Raw genomic sequence first — 16,753 nt, 5'->3', positions numbered from 1 at the left:
TAATGGCGGCTTCCCCGGCCTGTGTCGCTCGAAAGCGGCCTGGCAGTAAGCGGCCCAGCAGCTGCCATAGGTCAGCCAGATCGTTCGTCCGCCTTCCACCCTACACCGAATATTCGACGAGCCGCGGCAGCATCCTGAAAGGCCATTCACCAGGCGCTGGATAGGTATACTCGTGCGCGACATCGCCGCGCCTGAGCGAGAGCATAACAAAAAGGTCGTTTTCCGAGTAATGTGACAGCACCGGCAGTGGGTCTTAAGCCCTATTGCTACAGGAGCAGTCCATGATCGTCGGCTATGCCCGAGTGTCCACATCCGATCAAAATCTCGATGTTCAGCTTGCTGAGCTGGAGGCGCATGGATGTGAGCGCATCTTTACGGACAAGGCCACCGGCACCAATACCGCCAGGACGGGGCTTACCGAAATGCTGGAATTCGTACGCGATGGCGACACACTCGTTGTCGTGCGGCTCGACCGCTTCGCGCGTTCGCTGTCCGATCTCTACGCGATGCTGGAACGCCTGACGCGCGAAGGGGTTGCGTTCCACTGCCTGCGCCAGTCCATCGACACGTCCACGAGCACCGGCAAACTGACGCTCGCGATCTTGGGGGCGGTCGCGGAGTTCGAGAACGATTTGCGCCGCGAGCGCCAGCGCGAGGGCATTGCCCGCGCAAAGGAGCGCGGCGTTTACAAGGGACGCAAGCGCACAGTAGACGATGGAGAAGTGCGCCGGCTGCATGGCGAGGGGACAAAGCCCACCGTCATTGCCGCTGCGCTCGGAATCAGTCGCACAAGCGTTTACCGAGCGCTGGCGTAGCAGGGCGCCCCGGCCTTCCACCGGGGGGCCCCTCTCATGTGAAGTTCACATGTGCTTACAGCTTCGCAAATGAATTCGCTTCGCGTCGTACGTGCGCCACCGGATTTGAGTGCCGGAAGGCCGTCAGAAGTGCCTGATAGGACCGCACGACGTGTACTGGCGCGACCTGAACCGCGAGGTGCGTCGGCAGCTCCATGATCGAGTTTGCCTCGTCGATGGCCCGGAGTGTCGCATCCACGTTATGGTGGGTCACGAGTGCCCGCGCCAAATCGTCCCACGGGCTGTTCTTCCCGATGCCCGGACGAGCGCAGAGGTCGCCGATCGTTAGCCGTTCGGCGATGCGGCTGCACTTTATCGGCAGTGCTCGGCGGTCGTCTGGCGAGAAGTCCGAATGCGTCGGCGTCTTGAACGTGCGGTCCCTAAACTCGCCCGGTCGTCCGCTGGCGTCAGGCGTTATCAGCGGGTGCCCTACCAGTTGCCCAAAGACCATCTTCAACGACGGATTGGCCGTATCGAACGTGATCTGGAATTCCGCTTGGCCGGGCAGGGCGCGGACGGACCTTTGCAGCGCTGATAGCATCACCGACTGCGTGAGCGTGCTGGTGCCGAGGACGTGAAGGCGATTGCGGCATCCTAGTAGCCCGTCCTGAATCATCGCGTGGAGCAGTTCGGTGAGCAGCACATAGTCGCTCCGCGTCCCGCCCCCGAGCGCCCATCCGCCATCGAACGGCTGCGTTTTCACAGCGTCATACCACGCTAACACCTCCTTCCGGTTGCGGCCCTGAACGACCGTTAGGAAGCGCGTCTGGCCTGCCGCATTCGCGTGGAAGTAGGCGTTGTTTGTCATTGTCGTCGTCAAGCACGAGGCAAAATCGGGGAACAGCGGATTGCAACCGATGGCGCCCGTAGGGATGTCGAGCGTCATGGCCTCGTCCGCGTGCTTTTCTAGCCAAGCAAGCGCTTCGGCGCAGGTCGCTTCGCCATTCCAAAGAGCGGGCTTGTCGATGAGCTGAAAACCCCCGCTGTCCCCAAGGATGGTGATCCCCGGCCGCTTGTCGAAGATCCCCGGGGGTGTCTTGCGGCCGAGGAATTGGCCGAACGAAAACAGCGCACGGTCGGTCACAAAGAAGGGGTTGGCCGGATCGAGAAAGTCGAGATCAGCCGGCGAGGCCAACCCCGCCGGCAACTCGCCTCCACGAATTGCTGAGGCTGGTTTACGGGGCAGCGCGTGCAACCCTTCCTGTCCGGCAACCAGATAAATGGCGCGACCATGTTGCCGCGCCCGATAATCGAACGTCATGTTGAATTCCCAAAGTCGATAGCCCCGCGATGCGATCACCACATCGCGGAGCAATGTTTGGTCAGGCTGCGAGCGCAGGTGTTTCAGCTAGCGAGGCCGAAGTCGGCAAAGGCGCGCGCACCCTGTCCAGCAGTGATCGCGATCGAGTGTCGCGACCTTCTTCGAGCGTTTGGACGTAAGCGCGAATGATCGCAGCGTCGGTCGAAACTTCAACCATGAGCAGGCCCTTCGGGTCGAGTTCCCATGAGAGATTGCCGGTGCGTTCGAGAGCTAGCAGTGACGGAACTACGGCCAAGAGATCGCTCTGCATGACACGAGCGGTTGCGGAGCCCGCGGCCTCGGCGGCGAAGGGCGTGCTCTTGGCTTTGTCGCGCTTGAACGCGATCTTTCCGTCCGAAATCGTGATTGCAATCTCCGCGTCTGACTTGTGCTTGCCCGCAAGCATCGCAAGGAAGGTCGAAGTGAACTCGATGACTGCGGCTTCGTCCATAATCGCCTCTGCGTGGGGCGCGAAATGAGTGCTCACTCGACTCGTCCAGTTCGTCCGGAATTCGGCCAACGTGGGAAGCGCGAGATGTCCGCTCAATTCCCTGTCGGTGTGCGCGAACTTCACGCGAGCACGGCCGTTCCTGTCCTCCACGGAGATGCCCTTCTCGCCGCCATAGCCAGCGCAGATCGTTGGCTGGATAAGCCGCGCTGCCATCGTGTTTCGCGTCCTTTTGTCGATGAAGCGCACGGTCCCATGACTAAGCCCGAGATCAACACCATGAAGCGGGACCACTTCCACAATGCGCGTGTCGCGCGACCGAGCGGACGCAACCGAAAATCCGCTGCCATCCCAAAGATAGATCGCATTGGCAGGAAGCATCGGCGTCGCCTCGTTCGGCTCGTCATCGGGTTCCAGAGCCGATATCGGTTCATCGCTGGTCGCGTCCGGGACGATCGCCATCCCGACAGTCATAAGCAGGTGCCATACGCGCAACGGTGCTGGTGCCCTTTCGAGCCCCGTGGACCGATAGCCCGCCACGCTCGCCACGGCACTACTCCCGGCTTTCGGAAGGGGGACTGCGATGATGCCAGATGCATCTTGGCGAAGCATGACGAGCATGGGCCGCCCCGGAATAAGGTCGAGATCAGATAAATCTCCGGGAAGCTTAACTGCGGCTGCGCTTTCAAAGGCGTCTTCCACTATGCTGTCGGGCGTGGGTTTGGCCTCGGGCACCTTGTCGGATTTCGAGCTTTCGCCGACGAGTTGCTTGATCAGGCCAACTTGCTGCCCTTCCCTCAGATACCATTTGAGCCAAGCATCGAATTCCAGATGGGCGTGCTCGCTGCGGCGCTTCCGCAGGCCTTCGAGAACGAGCGCAAAGGGCCGAACACGCGTCTGACGGCTGGCCTTCTCCGCCTGCGAGATGCCCTTTTCGTTGACGTTGATGCCGGTGAGAAATTGCGCGAGCAGATGGCAATTCAGTGCCTTCGACGTGCTGCTGAACTCGTTGTCTCGAGCCAGCTCCTCTACGGCGTCGCGGTCATATCGCTCGACGTAGTTGAAGATGTCGAAGTGCAGCTTCGCGCGGTTTTCAGTGGCTGTCCCCTCGAGGGCGAACAGGTCGCCGGTCTGCCTCTGCAACTGCGTTGCCTCGGTGATGGCAGCAGGGGGGAGAACAATGGCTCGCTGGTCGGCTTCGCACGTAACGTGGTCGGTGTCAGTCGTAACAATAGTCATTTCGGTTTGCCTCTTGGCAAACGCGCAAATGAGTCGTGGAGGACGCGTGTTCGTAGCAACGTACGGCATCAGCCACGCCACTTGAGCGTTGGTTGATGCCGCCATCAGAAGCGGCGCTACCGGGGGTCTTTTTAGCCCCACATCACGGCGCAATGACCGTGAGCGTTTCCGGTTGGGGGGCCCTAAAGCCTACCGATACCTAACGTCGCCACTTAAGGGTCTAGAACCCAGGACGATCAGCCACAAGTGGCCTCAAAGATATGAACCCCACACGAGGTGTCCGCCACCTCGTGTTCTGATCGCCCGCAAATAGCATGCGCCGCTTCAGCGTCAAGCACTAATGATGCTTAATAGAGTGTTCGATGTGCATGTGAACTTCACATGGGGGCCACTTCACTGCACACATCGCGAGCGGCTGTAATCACGCGCGACAAAACACTTCGCGAAAGCAGGTAGCGAGGTAACGATCACTGATTATAACGGTCATGTTGTTCCAGTCGCTGCCCAATCCGCTATATTTGTAAATCATCGCCTCCTCGTCGCATGGCCAGTCTGCAAAAGACCCGACGCCATCCCAATCGATCAGCGGCTTATCGATCCCGTCCAGCACACTGCTGCAAAATATCTCGACAACATCAAGCGCGCCGCGGCTGGCTTCACGCACCACTTCCGGCGTGGCGGCTCCGCTTACGCAGGCGCGAAATCTGAAAACCGCACCTTCGGTTCTCGTTCCGATGAATTGCGCCTCAACGTCTGATCTCGAAAGCATCAACTTACCTCGCGCATCGTCGGCTACTTCCCTAGCAAGCGATCCGAGCAACTGCGACCTAGCGAGTGCGATATGTTGCTTGTAACATACACGACAATGCTGCGGGTAGCCCGCACGATTGCAGACCTTGCGGGCGCACCGCAGGTCGGCCGCATTCACGTCGCCGAGGCGCTCAGCTATCGGCGTTCCGCGCCCCGCGCCTAGAAAAGCGCCGACTTAGATTTCCTGTCGCACCTGTGCGTGCGCGAGGAGAGCGAACAGACCGGTACCGCCGATCACGTTGCCGAGCAGCGCCGGCAGAAGGAACCCGCCGAGCACCCAGCCGAGCGCTGCCTCCCCGCTCCACAGCAGCAGCCACGCTTCGGCCGAGCCGACGATGACGTGAGTGAAGCCACCCAGGCCAATCGCGAAGGTAAGCACGACCACGATCCAGAAGCCGAACTGGTCCTCCGCCGAACGGATCCAGGCAACCGACGCCATGATGAATCCCGCCGGAATTCCCAGCGTCATCGTTTCCAGCCAGGTATGTTCCTGAATTTTCCCGGCGACGGCGATCATTCCGCGCAGGACCTCGTCCGACTGGAGGTGGGCATATGCCGCGAGCCCAGCCATGAAGGCCGTTCCTATGAGGTTGCCCAGAAGCACGATGAACCACAACCTCGCCACCCGGACGAGGTTGCGGGACGTCTTTTTCCGGGCGAGCGGCAGGATGGCGACGACAGTCTGTTCGGTGAACAACTGCATTCGCCCCAGCACCACGATCAGGAATCCGAAGGGATAGCCCAGAGCGACTATCGCTTCCTTCCAGGAAGCCTCCGGAGTGTAATGATGCAAGGCTCCGCTGATCCATAGCGACGTCAGGATGGCGATGCCTGCGGCTACCGCGGACCAGAAGAGCGATCCCGCGGGACGGTCGAGTTCGTCGTCGCCCTGCTTGGATACCGAGGCGTGGACGACCTTGGCCGCAGGAGGCGCGTGCTCATCGACCTGCTCCCTTTCCTCGCGCGTCAGGTTCTTTTCGTGCTCCTGCATCTGGGCGCTCCTTTGTCCTGCGTAGCGGACAGCGGGGTGTTCAGTTCCGCAGGCCATGACGTGCGGGCATGGCATTGATGGCCTGGCACCGCTAGACGCCGGCAGCGCCGCACTGGCATCCAGATCGAAGGTAAGCATCCTGCCCACCATGCGCGCGCCCACTGACCTCGACGGGACCAAACCTTTTCCCGACCGATGGCTCTCTGCAATGGACGAGCGCTGGCCCGGCATTCGCCGCCGCGCGGCGGGACTGGCACTTGCGGTAGCGATCGAGGCGGCGCTGTTCCTGGTCCTGCTTACTCTTGGCCAGGGCGTCAGCGGAAGCAGGCAGAAAGGGGAAGCTCTTACCAGCGTGTCTTTTGCCCCGCCGGCGGAGCCGGAGAAGCCTTCGCCCCGGCCTCGGCAGGAGGAGCAGAAGCAGCAAGCCGCGACTCCCAGCGCCCTGCCCCGCCCAGCGCCCGCGCCGGTCCCCGCGCCGCCGTCGGAACGCGCGCTTCCCTTTCCCCTTCCCGCGCCCGCGGCCGTACTGCCGGTTGCGAGGAGCCAGCCGCCCGCTGCGGCCGATCCATCACGCGCACGCGCGGTCGTCAGGGACGATATGCAGGGGCCGGTGGGACCGCCCGACACCGGCTATCCGGGCGATTCCGAGCGCGTGGCGGGCAGCGGGCCCAACGGCGAGCCGCTTTACGCCGCACGCTGGTATCGTGAGCCAAGCGACGACGAACTTCGGGGCTATCTGTCGACCGCCAGCGGACCCGGCTGGGCATTGATCAATTGCCAGACCGCGCCGGGTTACCGGGTCGAGAACTGCGTGCTGGTCGACGAATACCCCGACAACGGCGGCCTGGGACGGGCGGTCCTGGCCGCTGCCTGGCAGTTCAAGGTCAGGCCCCCGCAAGTCGGCGGTCGCTCCATGGTCGGGGAGTGGGTGAGGATACGCATCACCTATGACCTGCGCCGCAAGTGACCGGCGCGGATCAAGCCTGACTGGCCGCCCACTCCGCGTAAGGGGTGTTCCTTGCCAGTTTGCGATTGAAGTCGGGCGCCCCGTCGTCCCACCAGACGGGCCCCCGCTCTCCCAACGCGGTCTTCGCGGCATCGACCCGTCGACGCGCCGCGCGAACGAGCTCCGGATCGCCGGACGCATCCCGGACTGCGCGGCGGGCCGACATCAATTCAGCCACCAGGAGTTCGCGCTTTCCGTCCGGCAATGCGGGATTGCTCGCGCGCCAGAGACGGCCGCGCACCAAGATGTAACGGGAATCGGGTGTTAGCGGCGGGCTCAGCGCACCGCCGCGATGTGGGGCAGCGACACCGGCTCGTTGTCCCCGCGCACGCGGTCGAAACCGGTGGCAGGTACGGCCCGACTGCCGTCCTCGCGCACGCCGAGATCGTGCCGCTCGACGAACCGCAGATCCTGGCCGGTGAGCACGCGTCCGTCATGCGAGACGATCGAGACCGGCCCGATCGGCAGCCGGTCAAGTTCGTCGACCAGAACCGGGTTCTCGTTGGCGCCAACTCCGTACTTCTGGCCCCATTGCCTCAAAGCGACCATTGCCGGAAGCAGGTCGTAGCCCTTGGCAGTCAGGCGATATTCAATCCGCCGACGATCATCGGCGCACGGTTGGCGGTCGAGGATGCCATGCTCGACCAGCTTGGCGAGCCGGTTCGACAGAATGTTACGGGCGATGCCAAGCTCGCCCAGAAACTCCTCGAAATGATGAAGGCCGTTGAAGCTGGCTCGCAGGATCATGAACGACCAGCGTTCGCCCATCACTTCGAGCGCCTCGGGCAGGCCACAGCCGTTCAGCTCTCTCAGCGGTTCACGAAGCTTTTCCATAACGATCCTCTCGTGAGCGGTTGTAGCGCTCTTGCCTTGAGCCTCAAACGGCAAAACTAAGTTTTAACTTGCAACTTAATCGGCCCTGAACTAGGGAGTGATTCGCGATAGGTATCGAATTGAAACCTATTTGGCAAATTCAAAGGATGCGATCATGAACCTCTGTCTCCCCAAGACCATGCGCCCCGCCGCGGTCGTGGCCGCTCTGGCCTGGACGACACTTTCGATCGGCGCCGCCGTGAGCCCCACACCGGCCGAGGCTGCGGATGGTGCCTACTACCGCGCCGAGCTGGTGACTGCGACAACCGCCAGCCGGCCGGTCGTGGGCGGCATGGCGTGGAATTGCGCCGGCAACGCTTGCGCTGCCGCCAAGGGAACCAGTCGTCCGGCGGTCGTTTGCGCCCGCCTGGCGAAAGAAGTCGGCGCGCTGGCAACCTTCACGGCTGGCGGCAAGGCGCTCGAGGCCGAAGACCTTGCCCGCTGCAACGGCAACTAATTTCCCGATCACCCGCTTCAGCCATCCGCTCGAGCGGCACCTCCGAGGGCCTCCGGCGACTGCCGGGGGCCCTTTTTCACAGTGCTGCGATGCACGCAAAAAACCCCCGCCGAAGCAGGGGTCCATGCAACCCAGCGCAGCCGCGTCGCGGCCGCAGGGCTTGTCAGCCCTGGCGGGCCTTGAACCGGCGGTTGGTCTTGTTGATCACGTAGGTCCGGCCACGGCGGCGGATTACGCGGCAATCGCGGTGACGGTCCTTGAGGGACTTGAGGCTGTTACGGATCTTCATCGGTCTGACCTGAAAAATTTTCGGCACCGGTGCAAAGCCCGATGCCGCCAAAAACAAGCCGCGCCCCTAGTCAGGTGCGGCCCATGCGTCAAGCGCGGATCGGCCGTTCGCTGCCTTGCATCACGTCCAACCGCCCCTCCCATGCAAGCGCGTGCCGCACGATGACGTCGAGGTCGTCGTAGCGTGGCCGCCAGCCCAATGTCGTGAGGATCCGGGCATTGTCGGACACCAGGCTTGCCGGATCGCCGACGCGGCGCGCTTCCATACGCCGCTCGACGGGCCGGTTGGTGAGCCGGTCCACGGCATCGAGTACCTGGAGAACTGAAAAACCACGTCCGTAGCCGCAATTCAATCGCATCGATGCGTCAGGATCGGCGATCAGCGCTTCAAGCGCGGCAACGTGCGCGGCGGCAAGATCGGATACATGGATATAGTCCCGCACACCCGTGCCGTCGGGTGTGTCGTAGTCGGTTCCGAACACGCTCACCGAATCGCGCTTTCCCAACGCCGCCTCCACCGCGACCTTGATCAGGTGAGTGGCCCCGGCGGTCGATTGCCCCGTGCGGCCCTGCGGATCGGCGCCGGCGACGTTGAAATACCGGAGCGCGCAGTAGTTGATCGCTTCCGCCGCCGCGGTGTCGGCCAGCATCTGCTCGGTCATCAGCTTGGACCAGCCGTAAGGATTGATCGGCACCTGCGGGCAATCCTCGGCGACCCGCTCGACGCCGGGAATGCCGTAAGTCGCCGCGGTGCTCGAAAAGATGAAGTGCGGCACGGCCGCGGCGACCGCCGCCGCGATCAGCGCACGGCTCTTCACGGTGTTGTTGTGATAGTACTTGAGCGGGTTCGCGACCGATTCCGGAACCACGACCGATCCCGCGAAATGCATGATCGCCCGAATCCCGTGGTCGGAGAAAATATGGGCGAGCAGCTCTCCATCCTCGATGTCGCCTTCGTAGAAGGGTACCTCCGGCGGCACCGCGAAGCGAAAGCCGGTGGTGAGGTTATCGATCACTGCGACCGGATAACCCGCGTCACGAAGCGCCAGCACGGCATGACTGCCGATGTAGCCGGCCCCTCCGGTGACGAGGACGGGGCAGTAGCGCGGATCGGTCTCGGTCGGCATCACCGCTTCCTAACGCGAAGAGGCGTGGCAAGCCACCTCGGCGTTCATCGCCCGGCCATCCCGTTTGCGCTATCAAGCGCATGATTGCTCAGGGCAATTCTCATGGAAAGCTCGATTATGAAGAAGGTCATCCTGCCGCTCGCGCTGGTGCTGGCGGCAGCGCCCGCCTCCGCCGCTACGGATGTCGAGGTGACTCGCTTCCATACCGCCGAAACGGTGGCCACCGCAGCGCCGGGACCGATCGCGGTTCGTGCGGGGCCGGGCATGGTCGGCGGCACGCTCGAGACGCAGGTCTGGCTTGACGCGGTGTCGGCGGCTCTTTCGCGCCAGGGATTCACGGTCGTGGGTGAGGCGCCGCGGGTGGCGGAAGTCACGCTCGGCCAGGAAGTCGTCCAGAGCGGCCGCGCGCGTTCCGGCTCCGGCGTGAGCGTTGGGGTCGGCGTCGGATCGGGCGGTGGCTACTACGGTCGGCACAGCGGCGTGAACCTTGGACTCGGGCTCGGATTCCTGCTCGGCGGCAAGCACGCGGGCGAAACGTTCGACAGCACGCTCGGCGTGACGATCCGTGATGCGGCGGGCACCCACTTGTGGGAAGGCCGGGCCGAGGCTGCGCCGCGGAACCATTCGAAGGACGCCGAACCGCGCCGCCTTGCGAATGAAATGGCCGCCGCGCTGTTCTCCGGCTTCCCAGGCGAATCGGGAGCGACTATCGGGGCGCGATGAACGCTCCCCAGACAGTCTCCCCGATCCGCATCGACGCTGAATTCGACAGCGGAAACATCGAAGTACTCGGAATCGACGGCGCTACCGCCCGCCTCGCGATCCCGGCAGACCACATGAGCGAATTTCGCCAGTGGTTCCACTTCCGCGTGAGCGGTGCGGCAGGGCGCGAGGTCACGTTGAAGATCGTGAACCTTGCCACATCGGCCTATCCCGAGGGCTGGCCCGGCTACCGCGCATGCGTGAGCGAGGACCGCGATTTCTGGGGCCGCGCCGACACGACCTATGACAAGGATGCCGACGGCGGCACGCTGATCATCACATACACGCCGGCCAGCGACATCGCCTGGTTCGCTTATTTCGCGCCCTATTCGATGGAGCGGCACCACGATCTCGTCGCCGAGGCCGCGGCGAGCGAGGGCGTATCCTATCGCCACCTTGGCATCACGCTGGACGGGCAATCGATCGATTGCCTGGAGATGGGCGAAGGCGGCACCGAAGTGTGGCTCTACGCGCGCCAGCACCCGGGCGAATCGATGGCTGAATGGTGGATGGAAGGCGCGCTCGAGTGCCTGACCGATCCCGCCGACCCGGTAGCCCGCGCCCTGCGCGCCCAGTGCCGCATCCACGTGGTGCCCAACTGCAACCCCGACGGCAGCCGCCGCGGCCACCTGCGCACCAATGCGGTCGGCACCAATCTCAACCGCGAATGGCATGAGCCCACGGAGGAAAAATCGCCCGAGGTTCTGGCCATCCGCAATGCGATGGACGAAACCGGCGTCGATTTCGCGATGGACGTGCACGGCGACGAGGCGATCGCGGCGGTGTTCCTCGCCGGGTTCGAGGGGATTCCTTCGTGGACGGACGAGCTGGGCGCCCAGTACACCCGCTATCAGTCGATCCTTGCCCGCCGCACGCCCGATTTCCAGACCGCCAAGGGCTATGCGGTGTCGCAGCCGGGGACCGCAAACCTCTCGATGAGCACAAACCAGCTCGCCGAGCGCTTCGGTGCCTGCTCGATGACGCTGGAGATGCCGTTCAAGGATAACGACGATCTGCCTGACGCGGCGCAAGGCTGGAGCCCGGAACGGTGCAAGCTCCTCGCGCGCGACTGCCTCGCCAGCCTGCTCGAATGGCTGGAGCCGGAATCCGCCTGACCGTCAGCCGACGATCGGCTCCAGCAGCCGGATGGTCCGGGCATCGGCATCCAGCTCGACCATAGCACCCGAAGGCAGGCAAAGCTGGCCCGCGACATGGCCGATGTTCGCGCCGGTGAACGCCGGAATGCCGAGCGGCGCGAGGTACTGGTCGATCACTTCGTCCAGAGTGAAACCGTTGTAGCCGGCGTCCCTCGTGGCGCAGCGGGTGCACTGTCCGAAAACGATACCTGCGAGCTCTTGCAGCACGCCCGCTAACCGCAGCTGCTGGAGCATTCGGTCGATGCGGTATTCCGCCTCGCCAGTATCCTCGGCAAACAGGATGGCGCCCCTGAATTCGGGCAGCCAGCCGGTGCCCATCATGGTCGACAGGATCGTCAGGTTGCCTCCGAGAAGCCGACCGACTGCGACGCCGCCGCGAATCGTCCGCGCGGGGCGGCCAGACCCCGCCTCGGCCTCCGCTCCCCCGAGCACTGTCCGCTCTCCCGAAAATGCCAACCGCCACAGGCTCTCCCAGCCCGGCCGAGGCCAGCTGTTGGAGGCGCTGCCGCCGTGGATCGTCGCGTAACCGGCGCGCCTGGCGAATGCGAGGTGCAGCGCGGTGGTGTCGCTGAACCCGATCAGCAGCTTGGGATTGTCGCGAATGATGTCCCAATCGAGCAGCGGCAGGATGCGCGCTGCGCCCCAGCCCCCGCGCACGGCAAAGACGGCGCGGATCTGCGGATCGGCATACATCGCGTTGAGGTCCCCCGCCCGGTCGCTATCGGTACCCGCCAGATAGCCGTAGCTGTCCGTAACATGCGCGCCGAACCTGGGGACCAGGCCCATGCCTCTGATCCACCATTCCGCCCGGTCCAGACCATCCTCGGAACTGACAGCGCTCGATGGCGCGACGAGCCCTACGGTGTCCCCCGGATTGAGGAATGGAGGCAATCGGCGCGGCTTCGGACGGGCGATTGCAGGAAAAGAGCCCGCGAGCACCAGCGCGCCAGCCATGCCAAGGGCCGCGCGCCGGTCGATCATCCCAGGCTCGCGGGCCCGAACGCGTGCGGCAGCAGGGCGCTCAGGGAAACGCGCTGCACCTCCCCCGGGCCGACACAAAGCACTTCGGGATCGGTCCCGCCGAGCTGCGCCAGCTCGTTCAGCACTTGCCGGCAACGGCCACAGGGAGTGATGGGATCGGCCGACGGTCCGGTCACCGCAACGCGCACCAGGCCGCCACGCGCGCCGTCGGCCATCGCCCTGCCCACAGCGACGGTCTCCGCGCAGAGCGCCAGACCGTAGCTGGCATTCTCGATATTGGTACCGGTCACCACGCTACCGTCCTCGAACAGCAGCGCAGCACCGACCGGAAAGCGCGAATATGGCGAATAGGAGCGTGTGGCCGCTTCGCGCGCGGCGGCGATCAGATCTTCGTCGGTCATTCTGCGCCCCTAGCGCGAAAGGCTAGGGCCGCACCACCACCCAGCGCAGCGGTTGATCCGATGCCTCGGTGGAAAGGCCGGTGTTGGCGGTCCACAGCAGCCACGGCCGATCGGTATAAGTCGGCCGTCGCCATGTTCCGATCACCCACAGGTTCCGCTCCAGCCGGCTGGCAAGGTGGTAACGGTTCTCGAACTTCCTGGAGACCTGGAGGATCGCGGGGCGACCCGAGTGCGCTTCGATCTGGTTGATGAGCGTCATGAGTTCGCTCTCGATCGCCGCCTCGCCAACATGGCCAGGGCAATCGTCGGCAGTTTTGTCGAGCGCGATTACCGGAGAGAGAAGGTCGCGCCCGCGGGGGACGAGGACCACGAAGTTGGCGGACTGGCCATCGGCCATAACGCATGGATCGAACCGGTGTACCGCGCCCACCCGCAGCCCGGCCTTGCGCGCGGCGCCAAGGTTCTCGGCAAAGCGCGGATCCTGCTCGCCAGCACCAACACTCGCGTCGAGATACACGAAGCGCGCGCCGATCGCCCGCAACGTGCCGAACCGCACCGGCCCGTCCCCCGCGGACACTTCGGCGCCCTGGTCGGGATAATGGGCCGGGTCGGGTGTCCACTGCTGGAGCTTCCACCAGCTCCACGCCCCGCCCAGGATTATCGCCAGCAGCATCGCGCCGAGCGCACGCGCGCGCCAGCCGATGCCCCTTTTCCTGCCTGCCACTTCCTGCGCCCCGCCCCGATACTTCCGAATCAGCCGCGGATATGGAGCACGCAGATGAGCGTGAACAAGCGCCGTGCGGTGAGATGATCGGTTTCGATCTTGCCCTCGAACCGCTCGAGCAAGAGGTCAGCCGCATCGTTGTGGATCGCGCGGCGGGCCATGTCGATCGTCTCGATTTCGGCCGGGGTCGCCTTGCGGATTGCCTGATAATAGCTGTCGCAGATCGCGAAGTAGTCCCGAATCGGACGGCGGAACCGGGCAAGCCCGAGGACCAGCGTTTCCAGCGGCTCTCCCGATTGGGCCGACACGGTCAGGACCAGGCGGCCTTCGTGCACAGCCAGCGCCAGCTCGTACGGTCCATGATTTCCAGCTTCGACGGCTCGGAGCGGCTTGAATGTATTGTCCTCGATCAGATCGTAGATCGCCACCCGCCGCTCCTGCTCGACGTCGGCGTTGCGCCAGAGGATGGTATCCTCATCGAGCGTTATCTTGGCGATCCGGTAGTCGGCCATTGCCGCGATGCTTTCGCAGAAGCGAAGGGGATGCGGCAAGGGGTTACGGTGAAAGGGCCTTTTTGCACAGGGCTGTCCGCCAGCCCGTTCGCAATGCGGCTTTCACGAACGGGCAGCATCGCGCATTAAGCGCAGATGCCCCAGACGGAACTCCTGCAGCGTGCGCCGCTGCCTGCCAACGACTCGCCCGCTGTTCGCGCCCTGCCCGCGAATATCGAGGCCGAGGCCGCGTTCCTGGGCGCGGTGCTTATCGACAACCGGGTGCTGGAGGAGCTGCCCACTCCTCTGCGCCCGCAGCATTTTTTCGAGCCGGTGCACCAGCGGGTCTACGAGCGCATTCTCACGCTGCTCGACCGCAATGCGGTCGTCACTCCGGTAACGCTCAAGCCGTATTTCGAGGCCGACGAGGCGTTCAAGGAACTGGGCGGTATCAACTATCTCGCCCGCCTAACGGCGGACGGCCAGGGCCTGCTTGCTCCGCGCGAGCTGGCCGAGCAGATCTACGACCTCGCGCTGCTGCGCGAACTCGTCAGCGTCGGGCGCAATCTGGTCGAAGGCGCGCTCGACACCAGCGAGAGCGTCGCTCCGCTGCAGCAGATCGAGCAGGCCGAAGCCGCGCTGTTCGAAGTGGCGGAGGGCGCCGCGAGCGCGACCGAGGCGGCGAGCTTCGGCACGGCGACCAAGAAGGCGCTGGGCATGATCGAGAAGGCGATCAGCTCGGGTGGTCACGTTTCGGGCAAGACCACCGGGTTTGCGTCGATCAACGACAAGTGCGGCGGCCTGCACAACTCGGACCTCATCATCCTCGCGGGACGCCCGGGCATGGGCAAGTCCTCGCTCGCGACCAACATAGCCTTCAACTGCGCCGAGCGCCTGCTGCGCGACCGGCGGGATGGCATCGCCGACAAGGAATCCGTCGGTGGCGGGGTGGCATTGTTCAGTCTCGAAATGAGCGCGGACCAGCTGGCTACCCGTATTCTCGCGGAACAGGCGGAGATCTCCAGCGAGGCCCTGCGCATGGGCAAACTTTCCCGAGACGAGTTCCAGAAGCTGTCGTTCGCCAGCCAGCGCCTTGCCGAACTGCCGCTATACATCGACGATACCCCGGCGCTCACCATTGCCGCGCTGCGCACCCGGGCGCGCCGCTTGAAGCGCAAGCACGACATCGGCGTGATCATCGTCGACTACCTGCAGCTCCTCCAGGGGTCCGGCCGGGCCAACGACAACCGCGTCAACGAGATTTCCGAAATCAGCCGCGGCCTGAAGACGCTGGCCAAGGAACTGGACGTGCCGGTGATCGCCCTGTCGCAGCTCAGCCGCGCGGTCGAGAGCCGCGAAGACAAGCGCCCGATCCTGTCCGACCTGCGCGAATCCGGCTCGATCGAGCAGGACGCCGACATGGTCTGGTTCATCTTCCGCGAGGACTACTACATCGCCGCATCCGAGCCCAAGCGTCCGGGGCCCGAGGATTCGCAGGAAATCCACGACGCGCACGAGGCGTGGGCTCGCAAGATGGACCCGGTCTTCGGACTGGCCGAACTCATCATCGCCAAGCAGAGGCACGGTTCGACCGGCAAGGTGCGGCTGAAGTTCGAGGCAAAGATCACCCGCTTCAGCGACCTTGCCCACGAGGAGCGCAGCTACGGCTACGACTAGGCTACAGACCCAGGTTCAGGCGGCGCGTCACGGTGTAGTCCACCACGGCGACAAGGAACCACGACAGGTTCCATCGGATCCGGTTCAGCAGCGTGCCCCGCTTCTTGTGCAAGCTCGGCGTGATGTGCCGTGATGCCGGAACGTGCCGCGCGATGTAGTCCGAGAGCCTCTCGGCGAGCGCGGCGTCCTCTATCCGCAGCATGACCTCCAGGTTGAGGTAAAGGCTGCGCATGTCGAAGTTGGCGCTGCCAAAGTAGCTCTTGTCATCGATGACGATGAGCTTGGTGTGCAGCTTGCAGGCCTCGAATTCGTAGATATGCGCGCGCCGCTTGAGCAGATAATCGTAAAGAGAACGGGTGGCGCCGATGGTGGCTCCGTTGTCGCTCTTGCCGGCAAAGACCAGGCGCGCGCCGTCGCGGCGTGCAACCCGGCCAATCGCGCGCATCGCCCGATTGGAAGGTGAAAAATAGGCCATAAGCATGTCAAGCCTGCGCGCGCCGAGAAGGTCGGCGCGCAAGCTACGTGCCCAGCCGGAGAGGTTGCGCGTCGGCCCGCCAATGAGGACGCGCACCGGTCCGTCACCGGGATCCCATCGCCGTATCATGCGCCGGATCGTGCGCCATTGCGCCCGCGGGTTTGCAGTCCAGGCCTCCAGCTGATCAAACCAGTCAGACAACCGGCCGACAGCCGACCCTTCGATGGTAATGCCAAGGTCGTTCCAGCCGTTTTCGGCTGGCGGCGCGAAATAATCATCCTCCACGTTGAAGCCGCCGATGATGGCAACCTCCCCGTCGGCGATGACGATTTTCTGGTGGTTGCGGATCAGGTACCGCTGGGACCAGCGTGGGGAGAAGCAGCAGAATGTTCCTCCCGCCTCGCACATCGCCGCAAAAAAGGACGGACGGACCGCGGCCCCGAACTGGTCGACCATGACGCTCACCCGGACCCCGCGCCGGGCCGCGGCGGTGAGCGCGTCGCGCACCATGGTGCCGGAGGCGTCTTCCGCGAATATATAGAAGCACATCCGAAGCGATCGCCGCGCCGCTTCGATCAATGCGATCAGGGCGTCGAGCCGATCCTTTCCCGAGGCGTAGAATGTCAGCTTCTGGCCATGTGCCTCAACGGTGAAGGGCGGGGGGTCGGCATAGTCCATCCCCGCGGGGCCTA

19 protein-coding genes and 1 pseudogene are annotated in these 16,753 nt (G+C 64.1%); 7 read left to right on the top strand and 13 right to left on the bottom strand.

The features are described 5' to 3' along the window. The first annotated feature begins 281 nt into the window (after positions 1–281). Positions 282–815 (top strand): recombinase family protein, encoded by a 534-nt coding sequence (locus IEW58_RS01515; protein ID WP_188643515.1) that lies wholly within the window; start codon positions 282–284, stop codon positions 813–815. A 55-nt stretch (positions 816–870) separates the two neighbouring features. Here the strand turns inward: IEW58_RS01515 and IEW58_RS01510 are convergent, their stop codons facing one another. From IEW58_RS01510 to IEW58_RS01500, 3 genes are all read right to left on the bottom strand, one after another. Continuing rightward, positions 871–2,115, bottom strand: a complete 1,245-nt coding sequence (locus IEW58_RS01510; protein WP_188643514.1) for a hypothetical protein — start codon at positions 2,113–2,115, stop codon at positions 871–873. 61 nt (positions 2,116–2,176) lie between these two features. Next, positions 2,177–3,946 (bottom strand): hypothetical protein, encoded by a 1,770-nt coding sequence (locus IEW58_RS01505; RefSeq protein ID WP_188643513.1) that lies wholly within the window; start codon positions 3,944–3,946, stop codon positions 2,177–2,179. Between the two features lie 316 nt (positions 3,947–4,262). After that, a complete protein-coding gene (locus tag IEW58_RS01500; RefSeq protein ID WP_188643512.1) occupies positions 4,263–4,610 on the bottom strand; it encodes a hypothetical protein in 348 nt (115 codons plus the stop codon). An 87-nt stretch (positions 4,611–4,697) separates the two neighbouring features. Between IEW58_RS01500 and IEW58_RS01495 the strand changes: the two are divergent. Then, positions 4,698–4,814: pseudogene (locus tag IEW58_RS01495) on the top strand (magnesium chelatase subunit ChlI family protein); the annotation flags it as partial. A 12-nt stretch (positions 4,815–4,826) separates the two neighbouring features. Here the strand turns inward: IEW58_RS01495 and IEW58_RS01490 are convergent. After that, entirely contained in the window at positions 4,827–5,642 is an 816-nt protein-coding gene (locus IEW58_RS01490) for a formate/nitrite transporter family protein (RefSeq protein WP_188643511.1), read from the bottom strand. A 148-nt stretch (positions 5,643–5,790) separates the two neighbouring features. Here IEW58_RS01490 and IEW58_RS01485 point away from each other — a divergent pair, with 148 nt between their 5' ends. Then, a complete protein-coding gene (locus tag IEW58_RS01485) occupies positions 5,791–6,609 on the top strand; it encodes a hypothetical protein (protein ID WP_188643510.1) in 819 nt (272 codons plus the stop codon). Between the two features lie 10 nt (positions 6,610–6,619). On the opposite strand, the gene IEW58_RS01480 is transcribed toward IEW58_RS01485, so the two are convergent. Together IEW58_RS01480 and IEW58_RS01475 are read right to left on the bottom strand one after the other, a co-directional pair. Then, the gene (locus IEW58_RS01480) at positions 6,620–6,826 is read right to left on the bottom strand and encodes a hypothetical protein (protein ID WP_308419245.1); all 207 of its coding nucleotides are present in this window, start codon (positions 6,824–6,826) and stop codon (positions 6,620–6,622) included. A gap of 98 nt (positions 6,827–6,924) precedes the next feature. Further along, entirely contained in the window at positions 6,925–7,482 is a 558-nt protein-coding gene (locus IEW58_RS01475) for a winged helix-turn-helix transcriptional regulator (protein WP_188643509.1), read from the bottom strand. A gap of 154 nt (positions 7,483–7,636) precedes the next feature. On the opposite strand from IEW58_RS01475, the gene IEW58_RS01470 reads away from it, so the two are divergent. Continuing rightward, positions 7,637–7,978, top strand: coding sequence for a CC_3452 family protein (locus IEW58_RS01470; RefSeq protein WP_229658379.1), 342 nt, complete (start codon positions 7,637–7,639; stop codon positions 7,976–7,978). Positions 7,979–8,141: 163 nt separating this feature from the next. On the opposite strand, the gene ykgO is transcribed toward IEW58_RS01470, so the two are convergent. Together ykgO and galE are read right to left on the bottom strand one after the other, a co-directional pair. Continuing rightward, positions 8,142–8,267 (bottom strand): type B 50S ribosomal protein L36, encoded by a 126-nt coding sequence (ykgO, locus tag IEW58_RS01465; RefSeq protein WP_029941846.1) that lies wholly within the window; start codon positions 8,265–8,267, stop codon positions 8,142–8,144. Between the two features lie 88 nt (positions 8,268–8,355). Then, positions 8,356–9,393 carry a UDP-glucose 4-epimerase GalE gene (gene galE, locus IEW58_RS01460; RefSeq protein ID WP_188643508.1) on the bottom strand — a complete coding sequence of 346 codons (1,038 nt, stop codon included), beginning with the start codon at positions 9,391–9,393 and terminating at the stop codon, positions 8,356–8,358. 102 nt (positions 9,394–9,495) lie between these two features. Here galE and IEW58_RS01455 point away from each other — a divergent pair, with 102 nt between their 5' ends. Together IEW58_RS01455 and IEW58_RS01450 are read left to right on the top strand one after the other, a co-directional pair. Further along, positions 9,496–10,116: a DUF4136 domain-containing protein gene (locus tag IEW58_RS01455; RefSeq protein WP_188643507.1), complete on the top strand. Its 621-nt coding sequence runs from the start codon at positions 9,496–9,498 to the stop codon at positions 10,114–10,116. After that, positions 10,113–11,270, top strand: coding sequence for a M14 family metallopeptidase (locus IEW58_RS01450; protein ID WP_188643506.1), 1,158 nt, complete (start codon positions 10,113–10,115; stop codon positions 11,268–11,270). Before IEW58_RS01455 ends, IEW58_RS01450 begins: the two co-directional genes overlap by 4 nt. Positions 11,271–11,273: 3 nt before the next feature. Here IEW58_RS01450 and IEW58_RS01445 read toward each other — a convergent pair whose 3' ends face one another. From IEW58_RS01445 to IEW58_RS01430, 4 genes are read right to left on the bottom strand one after another with little or no spacing between them, the layout of a single operon-like run. Then, positions 11,274–12,293, bottom strand: coding sequence for a S66 peptidase family protein (locus IEW58_RS01445; protein WP_188643505.1), 1,020 nt, complete (start codon positions 12,291–12,293; stop codon positions 11,274–11,276). Further along, positions 12,290–12,694, bottom strand: a complete 405-nt coding sequence (locus IEW58_RS01440; protein WP_188643504.1) for a cytidine deaminase — start codon at positions 12,692–12,694, stop codon at positions 12,290–12,292. Before IEW58_RS01440 ends, IEW58_RS01445 begins: the two co-directional genes overlap by 4 nt. Before the next feature lie 22 nt (positions 12,695–12,716). Next, complete coding sequence (locus IEW58_RS01435) at positions 12,717–13,418, bottom strand: glycoside hydrolase family 25 protein (RefSeq protein WP_229658378.1); 702 nt, start codon at positions 13,416–13,418, stop codon at positions 12,717–12,719. 29 nt (positions 13,419–13,447) lie between these two features. Continuing rightward, complete coding sequence (locus IEW58_RS01430) at positions 13,448–13,930, bottom strand: UPF0262 family protein (protein WP_188643503.1); 483 nt, start codon at positions 13,928–13,930, stop codon at positions 13,448–13,450. 135 nt (positions 13,931–14,065) lie between these two features. Here IEW58_RS01430 and IEW58_RS01425 point away from each other — a divergent pair, with 135 nt between their 5' ends. Continuing rightward, positions 14,066–15,586: a replicative DNA helicase gene (locus tag IEW58_RS01425; RefSeq protein WP_188643502.1), complete on the top strand. Its 1,521-nt coding sequence runs from the start codon at positions 14,066–14,068 to the stop codon at positions 15,584–15,586. 1 nt (position 15,587) lies between these two features. Here the strand turns inward: IEW58_RS01425 and IEW58_RS01420 are convergent, their stop codons facing one another. Next, positions 15,588–16,739 carry a phospholipase D-like domain-containing protein gene (locus tag IEW58_RS01420; protein WP_188643501.1) on the bottom strand — a complete coding sequence of 384 codons (1,152 nt, stop codon included), beginning with the start codon at positions 16,737–16,739 and terminating at the stop codon, positions 15,588–15,590. Positions 16,740–16,753: the final 14 nt, after the last annotated feature.

The organism is Tsuneonella deserti (genome assembly GCF_014644315.1).
Classification (GTDB): domain Bacteria; phylum Pseudomonadota; class Alphaproteobacteria; order Sphingomonadales; family Sphingomonadaceae; genus Tsuneonella; species Tsuneonella deserti.
This window is presented reverse-complemented; position numbering and strand designations above follow the sequence as displayed.